Raw genomic sequence first — 14549 nt, forward strand, 5'->3', positions numbered from 1 at the left:
CCGGCGTCCCTATGCGAGACGCGGCAGGGCAAGAGGTTAACGCGCGCGAGTTCGGACGTCAGCCGTGGGCGCCGAACTGGTGGGCGATGGTCGCGCCGAGGCGCAGGACCAGCGCATGGGCACGCTCCAGCGGGTCGATATACTGCTGGCGGATCGCGCTGTAACCTTCGCCGTCGCCGTCGGGATAGCCGGTCGGCGCGTCGACGCTGAAATCGTCCAGTTGCGGGAAGCTGGTCGGGAAGGCGCGATTGAGCTGCGCCAGCGCGTCGTCGATTCTGAGCGAGAAGACCATTTCCAGCACGTCGTCGCGCGCGACATCGTTGGCGCGGCTGAAGGCCGGCACGGAAATGGCTTTCAGGAACATGTGCTGGATCAATGCCAGGCGCAGGGCCTGCGCGGCGCCGATCACGCGGCGCTTGAATTCGCGATTGGGCGCGGGCTCCGCTTCGGGCAGCAGGTCGAGCAGGCGGTGGAATTTCAGCGCATCGACGCGCAAGCGCGAGGCAAGCTGGCGGAACAGCGACGATCGCTCGTCCCCGGCAAGGTATTCGGCGAGGTCCTCGCACGCCTGCGACAAGTGGGTTTCGGTGCCGCGATAGGGCCGGCTGGCCCAGTATGCGGCGTTGAACAGCTCGCCGTGCGCGGCCACCGTCTTGATGCTGGCAAGCGCGTTGGACGCGCGGGCAAGCGCAATGGCCTGCCGCCCGCGCTCGCTGTTCGCGATCAGCTGGGCGATGTCTTCCTCAACCCCGTCTGCCGCGGTGCCGATGCCGGCCACCACGTTGACCGGGTAGCCGAGTTGCTGAAGGATCGCGTTATGCGGGATGGCGCGGATCTGGCGCAGGCTCATGTCGCGCTCTGCCGCGAGGTCGGACTGGCGGCGGCTCACCCGGCTGCCGGTGGAATTGAGCAGGCCGAGGCCGAAGGCGGTGATGCTGCGCGAATAGGCCCGGCTTTCCAGATAGTCGTGCTGCGCATCGCGGATGGCGCGGTAGAAATCGAGGCTGAGGTCGGTGCGGGTGTAGAAGGGATCGTCGTTTTCGCCGCTCACCTCCGGCGTCTCGGCGAGGATGGTGCCGAGCGTGGCCAGCGCCAGCTCCGGCGTGGCGAAATAGAGATAGCCGTCGCCGCCCTGGAAGCTGGCTTCGGCTTCCACAGCGATGCCGCGCCGGGCGAAGCGGCTGCGCGCCCAGGTGCTGAGCGGCCAGGTCAGCCGGTCGGCGAACCCGTCGGGATGCGCGCCGCGGCCCATGCTTTCGCCGTGGGTGTTGAAGATCAGCGCGGCGCAGTCCGTCAGGCCGTTGTCGGCCATGGCGGAGGCCATGCGGCCTTGCAGCCGCTCGATGGCGAGGCTGGCGGGGATCTGCCCGACGAAGCGGCCGGCGTCGGAAAAGCCGGTCTGGATGCAGACCCGCCCGCGCGCCTTGGCGTAGGACTGGAAGGCCGGCTCCGCCAGCAGCGCGTCGAGGAAGCGGCCGCCGTGTTCCAGCGCGCTCTCGGTCTCGAACAGGGGCGACACATCGACCTTGTCAGCGATGCCGAACAGCTTCGCGAAGTAGAGCGCGGCGAGCACCGTGGCGGGCTGTTCGCATTCGGCGATCAGCATGCGGATCGGCGCGTCGGCGTCGATGTGCCTCAGGATCTGCGCCATCACCAGGAACTGGCGGATGGCGGTGCTGCTCTCGATGGCGACGGCGGCGAAGTTGCTGTCGAGCGGACGGACCGCGTCCAGCTTTTCGCGCAGGCGGACGAGGGCGAGGCGGCTCGACAAGTCGAGCATGCCGTCGGGGTCGATCCGGCGGCGGATCGCATTGCCGAGCTGACTGGCGTTGACGCGGAAATGCACCCAGCCGCAGCCGAGCCCGTCGGCGCGCATCGCGGCGGCGAGAGTCTTCAGCGCGACCGCATCGGCGCCATCGGCGCGCGCGTCGTTCTCGAGTTGCTCGACGAGGGGGGTGAGCGAGACCAGCTTGTCGGGATCGTCCGCGCTCAGCGCGTTGGCCGCGGCGCTCAGCGTCTCGGGGTCGGAGAATTCGCCGCGGAACGTGTCGGCATGGCCCTGCGCTGCCGTGGCTGCACGGCGGAGCGTATCCACCAGCTCGTGGCCCGCGTCGATCCCTGCCAGCCGGTCGGCATAGGCGGCCAGTCGTGCGGCCTTTTCCGTCAGGCGGAAGCCGATGGAGGTGTTCCAGCCGATGTCGGTCCGCCCGTCCATGTCGTAACCGACCCAGCTGGCGAAGCGGAACGGCATGGGGGCAAGATCGTGCCAGCGGTCCGGCCATGCGGCCTTCGCGCTTTCGAGCGCGGCGGCGACGATGGTATCGCGCGCCTGCGCCCCGTTGGCGATGGCGCGCATGGCCCGCTCGTGTTCGTACACCAGCGTGACAGGGCGGCGCTCCGGATCGGCGTCGATCTGTGCGTCGGCCGTGCCGTCACCCGTTGCGGCAGCGGCGATGGCATCGGTCTGGTCGGCGGTGAGCAGGAACGTGGGGTGGGCGGTGAACACGGCGTGGAGGGCAGGGCGCTGCCAGCGCGCGGCATAATCTTCGAAATCGCCCGATGCCTCCACCAACTCGCCCAGCCGCGCGTCATTGCGCGCGGGCGCGATGACGCGTTGCAGGCGCCGCGCGCGGCTGCCCATGGCTTCGGCTTCCAGTTCCTCGACGATCGCCTCGAACCCGTCCAAGTCGATGTCCCCGCCTTCCAGCATGCGGGAGAGGTCGAGCCCGGTTTGGAACACCGGGTTGAACAGCGGGGTTTCCGCCGTCCGCCCGTGGAGATTGGCAAGGTGGGTGGTCAGCGTGTCGAGCGTCCTCATGCGGCGCCTCCGCTCCCCAGCAAGCTGGCCTTGCGCGCGGCCTCCTCGATGGCGGCGTAATCGGTGCCGCCGCGCGGGGCGACCCAGCTGCCGCCCACGCACAGCACCGGATCGATAGCGAGCCAGTCGGCCGCGGTCTCTTCCGAAATGCCGCCGGTGGGGCAGAACTTCGCTTCGTGGAACGGGGCGGCCAGCGCCTTCAGTGCCGGGCGGCCACCGGCAGCTTCCGCGGGGAAGAACTTGAAGTGCGACAGGCCCAGGTCCATCCCGCGCATGATGTCGCCGGCCGTCGCGATGCCGGGCAGGAAGGGGATGCCGTCGCGGGCGATGGTCTTGGCGAGGCTTTCGGTAAGACCCGGGCTGACGATAAATTCGGAGCCTGCCTCGCGCGCGGCGTGGTAGGTTTCCGGCCCGGTCACCGTGCCCGCGCCCACGATCGCGCCGTCCACGTCCTTCATCGCGCGGATCGCATCGAGCGCGGCGGGGGTGCGCAGGGTCACTTCCAGCACTTTCAGCCCGCCGGCGACCAGCGCTTCGGCCAGCGGTCGCGCCTGGCTGACGTCGTCGATCACGATCACCGGGATGACCGGCGCGGTCTGCATGATGGCGGCGATATCGCTCATTCGGGATGCTCCGTGGCAAAGGCTGCGGCAGCGCCGAACAGGCCGGGCTGCGGGTGGGTGATGAGTTTGACAGGGATGGTGCCCATCAGGCTTTCGAAGCGCCCCTTGGCGCGGAACCGTTCGGCAAATCCCGATTTCAGCAGCGTGTCGCGGATGCGATAGCCGAGGCCGCCGGCGATCACGACGCCGCCGAAGCCGCCCTGCGCCAGCGCGATGTCGCCCGCCACGCTGCCGAGCGAGAGGCAGAAGCGGTCGACTGCGGCGGCCGCAACGCTGTCGCCCACTTCCATGCCGCGCGTCCAGATTGCCACATCGTCTTCCTGGCGGGTCGGCTTGCCCTCCATTTCCGCGAGCGTCTGATAGATGTCGACGATGGCGGGGCCGGAGACGACCCGCTCGGCGGAAACGCGATTGTGGCGCTTGCGCAGCCGGGCGAGGATCGCGTCCTCGATCAGGTCGAGCGGCGCGAAATCGATATGGCCGCCCTCGGTCGCCTGCACGCGGTAGCCGCCTTCACCGTTGCGGTAGAGATGCGCCACGCCGAGGCCGGTACCGGGGCCGAGCACGCTGATCGTGCCTTCTTCGGCAAGCGGCTGTTCCGGCCCGGTCAGGTGGATGAAATGCTCTTCCCCCGCCCGCGCGACCGCATGGCCGACCGCGCCGAAATCGTTGACGATGGTATAGGCGTCGACGTCCAGCTTTTCCTTCACCAGCGCCGGGCGGATGATCCACGGGTTGTTGGTGAATTTGATCACCCTGTTTGGATCATTGGGCCCGCCCACTGGCCCGGCGATGGCGATGGAAACGTTGCGCGGCAGCGTGCCGCCCTTGCGCTCGCGGAAATCCTCCCACGCGGTCTGGAAGCTGGCGTGATCGACCGTGTGGAGCGTTTCCGGCTCGCCCAGTTCGATGGTGCCGTCATCCGCCAGCGTGGCGATGGCGAAACGGGCGTGGGTGCCGCCGATATCGACGGAAACCAGCTGTCTCATAATCCTGCCACAGCGAGCATGGCGCTGCCTCCCTTCTCGGCCTCGTCGGCATGGAGGCGAAACATGGCGAAAAGCTCGCGGCCCACGCCGATATCAGATGCGGGCTCCGGCGCGGGTTCGCGCGCGTCGAGGTCCGCATCGGTGGAAAGCGATCCGGTTTCGGCGCACAGTTTCACCACGTCCCCGTCGCGCAGCCTGCTCAGCGGGCCGCCGCCCAGCGCTTCGGGCGAACAGTGGATTGCCGCCGGGACCTTGCCGCTCGCGCCGCTCATCCGCCCGTCGGTGACGAGCGCGACGCGATATCCGCGGTCCTGCAGCACGCCCAGTGCCGGGGTCAGCTTGTGGAGTTCGGGCATGCCGTTGGCACGCGGCCCCTGGAAGCGGACCACCACCACCACGTCGCGGTCCAGCTCGCCCGCCTTGAACGCTTCGGCCACGTCATGCTGGGTCTGGAACACGCGGCACGGCGCCTCGATGGTCCAGCGTTCCTTGTCCACGGCGCTGGTCTTGAAGCAAGCCCGGCCAAGGTTCCCGGTGACGAGGCGCATGCCGCCGTCGGGCTGGAAAGGATCGCTGGCGGGCTTCAGCATCGTGTCGTCGCCGCTGCGCCCGGTTTCGCGATAGGTGAGTTCGTCCCCGTCCAGCCCCGGCTCCATCGCATAGGCGGAAAGGTCGCCGTCCCACACGGTCATCACGTCGCGGTGGGCGAGGCCGGCTTCGAGCAACTGCCCGATCACGTAGCCCATGCCGCCCGCGTCGTGGAAATGGTTCACGTCGCCCGATCCGTTGGGATAGACGCGCGCGATCAGCGGCACGGCGTGGCTCAGTTCGGCAAGATCGTCCCAGTCGAACACGATCCCGGCGGCGCGCGCCATGGCCGGGATGTGGATCGCGTGGTTGGTCGACCCACCCGTGGCGAGCAGGCCGACCGCCGCGTTGACGATGGCCTTTTCGTCCACGCATTGCGCCAGCGGGCGATAGTCGCCCCCGTCTTCGCGGATTTCGACGAGCCGGTGGACGGCCTTGCGGTCGAGCGCCTGGCGCAGTTTCGTGCCGGGCTGGATGAAGGCGCTGCCGGGGATGTGCAGTCCCATCATCTCCATCATCATCTGGTTGGAATTGGCCGTGCCGAAGAACGTGCAGGTGCCGGGCGAGTGGTAGCTCGCGCTTTCGCTTTCCAGCAATTCGTCGCGGCCCACCTTGCCTTCGGCATAAAGCTGGCGGACGCGCTGCTTTTCCTTGTTGGAAATGCCGGTTGGCATCGGGCCGCTCGGCACGAACAGGCCGGGCAAGTGGCCGAAGCGCAGCGCGCCGATCAACAGGCCGGGCACGATCTTGTCGCAGATGCCCAGCATGGCCATGCCGTCATAGACCGCGTGGCTCATCGCGATACCGGTGGCGAGCGCGATGGCATCGCGGCTGAACAGCGACAGTTCCATGCCGTCCTGCCCCTGCGTCACCCCGTCGCACATCGCCGGCGTGCCGCCTGCGACCTGCGTGGTGGCGCCGACTTCGCGGGCGTAGATCTTCATCCGCTCCGGATACCGGCCATAAGGCTGGTGGGCGGAAAGCATGTCGTTGTAGCTGGTGACGATGGCGAGGTTCGGCCCGCGCCCCTGCTTCAGCGCCTCCTGGTCCTCCAGCGCGCCGGCAAAGGCATGGGCGAGGTTGGAGCAGCTGACGGAGGATTTCTCGGGCGCACGCTCCCGTTCCCGCTCCATCAGCTCGAGATAGGCGGTGCGGCCAGGTTTCGAACGCTCGATGATGCGGTCGGTGATACGCGCGATGCGGGGATCGAGATTACTCATTCCAGCTTACTCCTCCGCGTTCGGCTAGGGCGACCGCCGCGCTCGGCCCCCACGAACCGGCGGTGTAGGTCTTGGGGCTCTCGCCGCTGTCGGCCCACAGGGCGCGGATCGCGTCGATCCATTCCCACTGGGCTTCCACCTCGTCGCGCCGGACGAACAGCGTCTGGTCGCCGTGGATCAGGTCGAGCAGCAGGCGCTCGTAAGCGATCCGGCGGGTCTTTTCGCTGAAGGCATCGGGCATGGCGATGTCGAGCGGGACGGGCCGCAGCCGCACGCCTTCGCTGGCAAGGCCGGGCACCTTGGCCATCACCTGCAGGCTGATGTTCTCTTCCGGCTGGATACCGATCAGCAGACGGTTGGGTTCGGTGCGCGCGCCGCGGCCTTCGAAGATCGAATGCGGGATGCAGCGGAACTGGACGAGGATTTCCGTGCGCCGCTTGGGCAGGCGCTTGCCGTGGCGCAGGTAGAACGGCACGCCCTTCCAGCGCCAGTTGTCGACATGGGCCTTGATGGCGACGAAGGTTTCGGTGTCGCTGTCCTTGCCAAGCTCCTCGTCGTAACCTGGCACGGCCTCGCCGCCCACGGCGCCGGCGCGGTACTGGCCGCGCACGGTCTCGCTTTCCTCCACGCGGCGCAACGCGCGCAGGACCTTGACCTTCTCGTCACGCACGGCGGTGGAATCGAAGCTGCTCGGCGGCTCCATCGCCACCAGCGCCAGCAGCTGCAGCATGTGGTTCTGCACCATGTCGCGCAGCGCGCCGGCATCGTCGTAGAATGCGACGCGGCCTTCCAGCCCGACCGTCTCCGCCACGGTGATCTGCACGTGGTCGATATGTTCGGCGTTCCACAGCGGTTCGAACATGATGTTGGCGAACCGCAGGGCGAGCAGGTTCTGCACCGTCTCCTTGCCCAGGTAATGGTCGATGCGGAAAATGCGCCGTTCGGGGAAGGCCGCGGCGACCGCGTCGTTGATCTCGCAGCTCGAGGCGAGATCCGTGCCGAGCGGTTTTTCCAGCGCGATACGGCTGTTGCCGCCAAAGCCGGAACCCGTCAATCTGACGCGTTCGAGGCCCGAGATTGTCGGTTCGAACAGGCTCGGCGCGGTGGAGAGGAAGATGGCGAGGCCGCGCGCGGGCTCTCCCACAACCTTCGCCAGATCGTCGTATCCCTCGGGCGTCAGCGCATCGACGGGGACGTATTCGATCCGGTTGAGGAAGGTCGCCAGGCTGCCGCGGCGCCCGGCGGGCAGGAACTTCTCGATCGCCTCGCGCGCGAAGTTGCGGAAGCCCTGCGTGTCGTGCTCGCTGCGCGCGGTGCAGACGATCCTGAGGTCGTCGGCCAGCAATCCGTCGGCGTCGAGCGCGCAGAGCGAGGGCAGCAACATGCGCTGCGACAGGTCGCCCGTGGCACCGAACAGCAGCAGGCGGTCGGCGGCAAAAGGCTCGGTCTCGTTGGTAACGATCGCGGTGTCTCCCTTGTTTGCCCGTTTACCCTCCGGGCCCGTTCATCCAAGCCGAGCGGCGGCGCACACGCAAGCACGCCCGCCCGAAACGGATACGTATTCAGCGCGGGCGCGTATCCCTCAGGCGGAGCATTTCACGTTCTGGCGCACCATCCGCGATGCGCCGAAGCTGGTGAGGAAGCTGACATCCGCCGCATCGCGGCCGACGCCGATCTTCACCGTGTCCGACGGGGTCGCCATGCCGGTCGCATCGACGATCTGCCAGGTCCCGCCTTCGCCATCGCTATCCGCCAGGAACACCTCGGCCACGGCGTGGAAATCGGGCGGCTCCACCCCGGGGGCGAAGCAGCTGACATAGCGTGCGGGGATGCCCGCCGCGCGGGCCAGCGAGACGATCACGTGGCTGTAATCGCGGCACACGCCCTGGCGCGAAACGAAGGTGTCGAGCGCGCCGGTATCGCCGTTGCTGGAGCCCGGGACATAGGAAAACTCCGCCTCCACCCAGTCGCGCATGGCAATGATCTTGGCGCCGCCCTCATGCCGTCCGAAGCGTTCGGTGACGAAGTTCTGGAACTTGTCCGCGGGGCAATAGCGCGAATCCATCAGGTACTGCACCGCCTCGCCCGGCAGGTCGTGCGGCTCCAGCCGGCCCAGCGTGGCGAGGTCGGGCAGGTGCCGCTCCACCTCGACGGAGACCTTGTAGTCGACCTCCACCAGCCCCTCGGCCCGCAGCCATATCCGCTCGCCGATAGCGTCCTCGGCGGAAACCCGCGCGAAATGCTCGGTCCTGGTGACCCAAGTGTCGGTTTCGACCAGCCGCTGCTCCGGCAACAGCGCCGCCTCGAACTGCAGAAGTACGTCGGTGGGCTGGTCCAGTTCGAAAGCGAAGGACACGTCGATGTTCACGGGCATGAAGAGTGAACGCGGCGGGCCCCGCTATGGTTTCGGAATAGTTGGAAACGAACGAAGCCGAGCCCGCTTGGCCCCCGATTTGCCGCCCGCGTGGCTTCAGAACGAAATCGACATCGATGCCTTCACGGTCCGCGGCGCGCCTTGCAGCAACGCTGGGTTGAACGCGTCGAACGCGCTCGCCCAGTAGGCTTCGTCGGTGACGTTATCAACCGTCAGCCGCAGCGTGACCGGCAAATCGCCCGCGGCAAACACGTAGCGTGCGCCGAGGTCCAGCACGGTCCAGCTGTCGAGCTGGAGCGTGTTGGCGGCATTCGCCTGCTGCTCGCCGGTATGCGTCACCCGCCCGTTGAGTGTCAGGCCCGGAGCGAAACCCACGTCCCATTCGACATTGGCGTTGGCGGCGAACTCGGGAACGCCGGGCGCTTCCATTCCCGTGCCCAGTTCCGCATCCGCAAAGGCCAGGCCGGTGATGACGCGCAGGCCGGGCGCGACCTCACCGTTCAAAGTGACTTCAACGCCCTGGTTTCGCTGGTCTCCCAGATACGCAAAACGCGTGCCGCCTGTGCCGTCGGGCTCGAAGCCTTCGCCCGGCCGCTCGATCCGGTAGAGTGCCAGCGTGGCGAACACCGACGGGTCGAAATAGAACTTGCCGCCCACTTCGTACTGCGTGCTCATGCGCGGGGCCAGCACTTCGCCGGGATTGGATATCTGCGGATCGAGCGGCGCAACCGCGCCTTCCTGCAGCGCCTCGATGTAATTGGCATAGAGCGACAAGCCATCGACCGGCTTTGCCACCAGGCCGACGACCGGGGTAACGGCATGCTCGCTGTATTCGGTATCGAGCCCGCCGCCGAAATAGCTGAAGCGTTCGATATCGATGCTCTGCCAGCGCGCACCTGCGGTCAGCAGAATGCGGTCGTCCCACAGGCCGATCGTGTCGGAAGCGAAGAGGCTGCCGAGCTGCTTTTCGGTGATCGGAAAGGGGTCTTCCAGATCCCCTCCGACAAAGGCAGTCGGCTGGGGCGCGACCTGATCCGGGTTGTAGAGATTGGTCTCGAACGGCTGGAAAAAGTCGTAGGCGGTGCGGTCCTGCTGCCAGTTCATGTTGCCGCCCACGTTGAAAGTGTGTGTCACCGCGCCAGTGGCGAAGTTGCCCCGCAAGCCCGCCTCGAGCGCTTCGGCGTCCTGTTCGAATGGAATGAAATTGTGAAAGCCGCTGGTGGCCTCACCCGTCTCGGCATCGCTCACCTGCAGGCCGCCATAAATGCCTTCCTCGTTGCCGCGCCGCGCGCCTGCCCGGGCGTAAAGCAGCATATCGGGGGTCACGTCGTATTCCACGCTCAGCGTGCCGAAGATGTCCTCGAGCTCGGTGAACGTGTAATCCTGCGCGTAGTTGGCGCTGGCATCGGGCACGGCGGGGATGGCATCGGCCAGCAGCGTGACCTTGGGCCGCAACCCGTCCACGCGCACTTCCTGATAGGCGAGGTCCAGCGCGGCGCGGAACGCCCCGCCATCGTAATCCAGCGCGCCGCCAAGCACCTGCGCACGGCGATCCTCGCGGTCGATGGCGACTTCGCCGTCGCGATAGGCGCCGTTCACGCGCACGCCCCATTCGCGGCCCTGCCCGAAGCGGCGCGATACGTCGAAACTACCGCCGATATGCCCGTCGCCCACGAAGGTGGCGGTGGCGCGCGCGCTATCGTCTTCGGCGCGCTTGAGCAGCAGGTTCACGCTGCCCCCCAGGCCCGATCCGCCCGGCGCGGCGCCATTCAGGAAAGCGCTCGACCCGTTCAGCACCTGCACCTGTTCGAACAGTTCGGGCGCGATCAGCTGGCGCGGGGCGATGCCGTAGAGGCCATTCACGCCGATATCGTCGCCGAACAGCGAGAAGCCGCGGATCACGAATTGCTCCGCCGCATTGCCGAAGCCGTAAGTGGTGCGGACCGTGGGGTCGTTTTCCAGCACCTCGCCGATGGTCAGCGGCTGCTGGTTGTAGATCAGCGTCTCGTCGAAGCTGCGGATGTTGAACGGCAGGTCTTCGGCCGGGACATCGCCCAGCACGCCTGCCTCGCCGCCGTTGACGACTTCGGTGGCATTGTTGCGCTGTGCCGTCACCACGATGGTGTCGATGTCCTGTGCCGCAGCGGGCGTCGCCAGCGCGATGGCGGAAAGGGAGCAGGCGAAAAGGGTCTTGTTCATCGAAAATCCTGGCAATCTGGAGAAAGTGGAAAGGAGCTCAGCTGCGCCGCAGCCATGCGATGGTCAGCGCGAGAAGGGGGAGGGCGAGGAGCGCCCAGGCAAGGGCATCGCGCGCGCCGTCGCCGGTCAGGCCGACGACTAGGCCGACAATAGTGGCGACAAGCAGCGCTGCCGGAATAGCGAAGACCCCGGCGAGCGATGCGCGTTTCAGGCGGCGATGGCGGGCGGGCGGTATCATGCGCGGCGCGCCAGTGAGGTATCGAACGACTGCCCGACCATTCCGCCCTGCGCGATCTCGTCCACGCGCCGCTCGGCATGGCCCGGCCCGCGGCGCAGCCACAGTGCGATGCCGGTCCACAGGACCCAGATCGTCAGCAGCGTCATCGCCGCCCAGACCAGCTTCAGCACCAGTCCGCCGTAATCGCCGAAATGCAGCGGCTTCGACAGCATCAGCGCCTGGTTGAGTGCGGGCATGTCGCGCGCGTCGGTCAGCTCGCCGGTGCGGGCATCGACCAGAGCAGGCGTCAGAAGGTTCTGCGTCAATGCGCGGTCGCCCTGGAAGAAGATCGCATAATGCTGTGCGGTGCTCCAGTCGCCGCCGGGAAAGCCGATGAATTGCGGCGAACGGCCGGGAAGCGCGGCCTGTGCGGAAGCCATCGCCGTATCGAGCGAGCCGTATTGCGCTGGCGGCAACGGCGCCGCATCGACGTAGCGCGCGGTCATTTCAGCCAGCTCGCCGTTTTGCCAGCTTTCCGTCAGCGGATCGGCCAATGCGTTGATGATGCCGGTAGCGCCCACCACCAGCATCCAACCCAAGGCCACCATGCCCACGAGATTGTGCCGGTCCAGCGTGCGGACCCGTGCGCTTCGTTTCTCTCGCAGAGTGCCGAAACGCAGGCGCCGCATGAAAGGGGCGTAAAGAACGACGCCCGAAATCAGGGCAAGCACGAACAGGAAACCCATGGCGCCGAGGAACAGCATGCCCGGCAGGCCGAGGAAGAGATCGGTATGCAGCGCGAGCATGAAATCCAGGAAGCCGCCGGTGGGTGCAGGGCCGAGCGATGTGCCGGTCGTGCGGTCGAAAAACAGCAGCGTCATGTCGCTGCCCGGCGCGTCGGGTGCGGAGCCGGTGGTGACGGTCAGAAGCGGGCTGTCCTGGCTGAAGGCCATGAACAGCGGCACTTCGCCGGGTCGGTCCGCCAGCGCGGTCTGCAACATCGTATCGAGCGGCAGACCTGCATCGGCCGAAGGCGGGCCGGCAAGCGATGCTTCGTAATCCTCGCCCAGCGCGGCGTCGATCTCGTCATGGAAGATAAGCGGCAGGCCTGTCGCGCAAAGCATCAACAGAAAGGCCGTAGCCACGAGGCTTGCCCACTTGTGGACCAGATACCAGAATCGAATGCTGCGCCGCGTCATGGGGCCGGCCTAATGTGGGTCGCAGTGACCGTCAATGATAATAGTTCGCAATAGCAATTTTGACGGGTCTTTGAGATTTCCCTACATCGCGCCTTATTATCATTCACGGCCCGTTTTCCTTCGCGGCCCGCACTTTTCCTCGTCCATCCCCTTGCCCCCCTTGCGGGCGACCCCTCTTTCCACGCGGAGTGACGTTTCGGCGCATCTGCGGGTGACGGTTCGCGTTTCGCAAGGTGACGGTTTCGCGGCGGCAGGGTCACGCTCTTGCGGTGCAGGGTCACGCCCCGCACGCGTCTGGTGACGGTGTTGCGCGCAAGGTTACGCAATCGCGGGCAACGGTCACGGTTTCGGGCGATTTGCCCCTGAACCGTGTTCCATGTGTGCCATCTCGTCGCCCTATCGCTTCGCTACTTGAGGGCGGGAGCCATCAAACAGGGTCAGCAATCACCCCGTAGAGGTCGTGCGCGTCGGCGTCTTCGACCTGCACCTGCACGATGTCGCCCGGCGCCAGGCTGGCGGGCACGTTGCGCAGGTAGACGGCGCCGTCGATCTCGGGCGCGTCGGCCTGGCTGCGGCCGGTGGCCCCGATGTCGCCGTCCTCGTCGGCCTCCCCCACCTCGTCGATGATGACGGGCAGCGTGCGGCCGACCTTGGCAGCGAGCTTGGCGGCGCTGATCCGCTCCGTCACCGCCATCAGCCGGGCATAGCGTTCCTCCTTCACCGCCTCGGGCACCTGGTCGGGCAGGGCGTTGGCCTGCGCGCCCTCGACCGGTTCGAACTGGAAGGCGCCGACGCGGTCGAGCTGCGCTTCCTCCAGCCAGTCGAGCAGGTAGGCGAAGTCGTCCTCCGTCTCGCCCGGGAAGCCGACCACGAAGCTCGACCGCACGGCGATGTCGGGGCAGATCGCGCGCCAGTCGGCCAGCCGCGCCAGCACCTTCGCCTCGTTCGCGGGGCGCTTCATGCGCTTGAGGACGGAGGGCGCGGCGTGCTGGAACGGGATGTCGAGATAGGGCGTCAGCAGCCCTTCGGCCATCAGCGGGATGACCTGGTCGACGTGCGGGTAGGGGTAGACGTAGTGGAGGCGCACCCACGGCGGGGTGCCGTCTCCGGTATCGAGCTGGCCGAGCTCGCGGGCGAGGTCGGTCATGTGGGCGCGGACTTCGCGGCCCTTCCAGGTCCGGGGGGCGTGCCGCGTATCGACACCGTAGGCGGAGGTGTCCTGGCTGATGACAAGCAGCTCGCGCGTGCCGGCGGCGACCAGCTTCTCCGCCTCGCGCAGGACCGCGTCGATGCGGCGGCTGGCCAGCTTCCCGCGCAGGTCGGGGATGATGCAGAACGCGCAGGAGTGGTTACACCCCTCGCTGATCTTGAGGTAGGAGTAGTGGCGCGGGGTGAGCTTGACCATCTGGTCCGCGCTACCGCTTCGCTGCTTGAGCGCATCGGGTTGCGGGATCAGGTCGACGAAGGGGCCCTGCGATGGCGGCGCATGGGTGTGCACCGCCTCCACCACCTGTTCGTACTGGTGGGCGCCAGTTACGGCGAGGACCTGCGGATGGGCGGCGCGGATGGCGTCGGCCTCCTCGCCCATGCAGCCGGTCACGATTACGCGACCGTTCTCCGCGATCGCCTCGCCGATGGCGGCAAGGCTCTCCTCCTTGGCGGAGTCGAGGAAGCCGCAGGTGTTGACGAGCACCACGTCGGCCCCGGCATAGTCGGCGCTCATGGCATAGCCATCGGCACGCAGGCGGGTGAGGATGCGCTCGGAATCGACCAGCGCCTTGGGGCAGCCGAGGCTGACCATGCCGACGCGGGGGGCTTGCCTGATGGAAGTTGGTGTGGTGGCCATGGCGCGCGCCCCTACACCCAAGTGGCCGAATGCGCTAGCGGGAGTGTGGGCCGCTAGGGCAAGGAGATTGGGTGATGGGTGAAATGGGCTTGCTGCCGATCGTGCTGGCGACGCTGGCGTTCTTCATCTTCGGGGCGCTGTGGTACGGCCCGCTGTTCAGCAAGGTGTGGCAGCGCGAGGCGGGTTTGAGCGAAGAGGCGATCCGCGGCGGCAACATGGCGATGATCTTCGGCCTCGCCTTCCTGTTCGAGATGCTGGTGGTGACCACCCTGGCCCACACCGTGGCGCGCACGGGCGCCTCGGATCGGGCGACGATGATGATGGCGGTGGGCTTCGGCGCCACGATCATGGTGCCGGCGATCGGCATCAACTACCTGTTCCAGCGCCGCTCCGCCAAGCTGTTCGCGATCGATGCGGGGCACTTCATCATCGGCATGGCAATCGTCGGCGCGGTGCTGATCGCCTGGCGGTAGCGG

The 14549-nt window shown here is 67.2% G+C and carries 11 protein-coding genes; 1 reads left to right on the forward strand and 10 read right to left on the reverse strand.

The window, feature by feature from the left end; all coding sequences use genetic code 11:
* Window positions 1–58 precede the first annotated feature (58 nt).
* The 10 genes from QQW98_RS07840 to rimO all read right to left on the reverse strand — a co-directional run bounded on the left by QQW98_RS07840 (window position 59) and on the right by rimO (window position 14073).
* The gene (locus QQW98_RS07840) at window positions 59–2818 is read right to left on the reverse strand and encodes a phosphoenolpyruvate carboxylase (protein WP_290134427.1); all 2760 of its coding nucleotides are present in this window, start codon (window positions 2816–2818) and stop codon (window positions 59–61) included.
* A complete protein-coding gene (eda, locus tag QQW98_RS07845; RefSeq protein ID WP_290134428.1) occupies window positions 2815–3441 on the reverse strand; it encodes a bifunctional 4-hydroxy-2-oxoglutarate aldolase/2-dehydro-3-deoxy-phosphogluconate aldolase in 627 nt (208 codons plus the stop codon). The genes QQW98_RS07840 and eda overlap by 4 nt, the downstream gene beginning before the upstream one ends.
* Window positions 3438–4430, reverse strand: a complete 993-nt coding sequence (gene glk, locus QQW98_RS07850) for a glucokinase (RefSeq protein WP_290134429.1) — start codon at window positions 4428–4430, stop codon at window positions 3438–3440. The genes eda and glk overlap by 4 nt, the downstream gene beginning before the upstream one ends.
* A complete protein-coding gene (edd, locus tag QQW98_RS07855; protein ID WP_290134430.1) occupies window positions 4427–6238 on the reverse strand; it encodes a phosphogluconate dehydratase in 1812 nt (603 codons plus the stop codon). The genes glk and edd overlap by 4 nt, the downstream gene beginning before the upstream one ends.
* A complete protein-coding gene (gene zwf / locus QQW98_RS07860; RefSeq protein ID WP_290136899.1) occupies window positions 6231–7700 on the reverse strand; it encodes a glucose-6-phosphate dehydrogenase in 1470 nt (489 codons plus the stop codon). Before zwf ends, edd begins: the two co-directional genes overlap by 8 nt.
* A 120-nt stretch (window positions 7701–7820) precedes the next feature.
* Window positions 7821–8612 (reverse strand): transglutaminase-like domain-containing protein, encoded by a 792-nt coding sequence (locus QQW98_RS07865; protein ID WP_290134431.1) that lies wholly within the window; start codon window positions 8610–8612, stop codon window positions 7821–7823.
* Between the two features lie 96 nt (window positions 8613–8708).
* Entirely contained in the window at window positions 8709–10811 is a 2103-nt protein-coding gene (locus QQW98_RS07870) for a TonB-dependent receptor (protein WP_290134432.1), read from the reverse strand.
* Between the two features lie 37 nt (window positions 10812–10848).
* The gene (locus QQW98_RS07875) at window positions 10849–11049 is read right to left on the reverse strand and encodes a hypothetical protein (protein ID WP_290134433.1); all 201 of its coding nucleotides are present in this window, start codon (window positions 11047–11049) and stop codon (window positions 10849–10851) included.
* On the reverse strand, window positions 11046–12227 hold the full coding sequence (locus QQW98_RS07880; RefSeq protein WP_290134434.1) for a PepSY-associated TM helix domain-containing protein: 1182 nt from the start codon (window positions 12225–12227) through the stop codon (window positions 11046–11048). The genes QQW98_RS07875 and QQW98_RS07880 overlap by 4 nt, the downstream gene beginning before the upstream one ends.
* Before the next feature lie 427 nt (window positions 12228–12654).
* Entirely contained in the window at window positions 12655–14073 is a 1419-nt protein-coding gene (gene rimO, locus QQW98_RS07885) for a 30S ribosomal protein S12 methylthiotransferase RimO (protein ID WP_290134435.1), read from the reverse strand.
* A 74-nt stretch (window positions 14074–14147) separates the two neighbouring features.
* On the opposite strand from rimO, the gene QQW98_RS07890 reads away from it, so the two are divergent.
* Complete coding sequence (locus tag QQW98_RS07890) at window positions 14148–14546, forward strand: DUF1761 domain-containing protein (protein WP_290134436.1); 399 nt, start codon at window positions 14148–14150, stop codon at window positions 14544–14546.
* The last annotated feature ends 3 nt before the right edge of the window (window positions 14547–14549 follow it).

Source organism: Alteriqipengyuania flavescens (assembly GCF_030406725.1).
Taxonomy (GTDB): Bacteria; Pseudomonadota; Alphaproteobacteria; order Sphingomonadales; family Sphingomonadaceae; genus Alteriqipengyuania_B; species Alteriqipengyuania_B flavescens.

Bases quoted from the DNA above. Each gene is read 5' to 3' on its own strand.
- QQW98_RS07870 (WP_290134432.1), bottom strand. From the start codon at position 10,811: ATGAACAAGACCCTTTTCGCCTGCTCCCTTTCCGCCATCGCGCTGGCG.
- edd (WP_290134430.1), bottom strand. From the start codon at position 6,238: ATGAGTAATCTCGATCCCCGCATCGCGCGTATCACCGACCGCATCATC.
- QQW98_RS07875 (WP_290134433.1), bottom strand. From the start codon at position 11,049: ATGATACCGCCCGCCCGCCATCGCCGCCTGAAACGCGCATCGCTCGCC.
- eda (WP_290134428.1), bottom strand. From the start codon at position 3,441: ATGAGCGATATCGCCGCCATCATGCAGACCGCGCCGGTCATCCCGGTG.
- QQW98_RS07865 (WP_290134431.1), bottom strand. From the start codon at position 8,612: ATGCCCGTGAACATCGACGTGTCCTTCGCTTTCGAACTGGACCAGCCC.
- QQW98_RS07880 (WP_290134434.1), bottom strand. From the start codon at position 12,227: ATGACGCGGCGCAGCATTCGATTCTGGTATCTGGTCCACAAGTGGGCA.
- QQW98_RS07890 (WP_290134436.1), top strand. From the start codon at position 14,148: ATGGGTGAAATGGGCTTGCTGCCGATCGTGCTGGCGACGCTGGCGTTC.
- rimO (WP_290134435.1), bottom strand. From the start codon at position 14,073: ATGGCCACCACACCAACTTCCATCAGGCAAGCCCCCCGCGTCGGCATG.
- glk (WP_290134429.1), bottom strand. From the start codon at position 4,430: ATGAGACAGCTGGTTTCCGTCGATATCGGCGGCACCCACGCCCGTTTC.
- QQW98_RS07840 (WP_290134427.1), bottom strand. From the start codon at position 2,818: ATGAGGACGCTCGACACGCTGACCACCCACCTTGCCAATCTCCACGGG.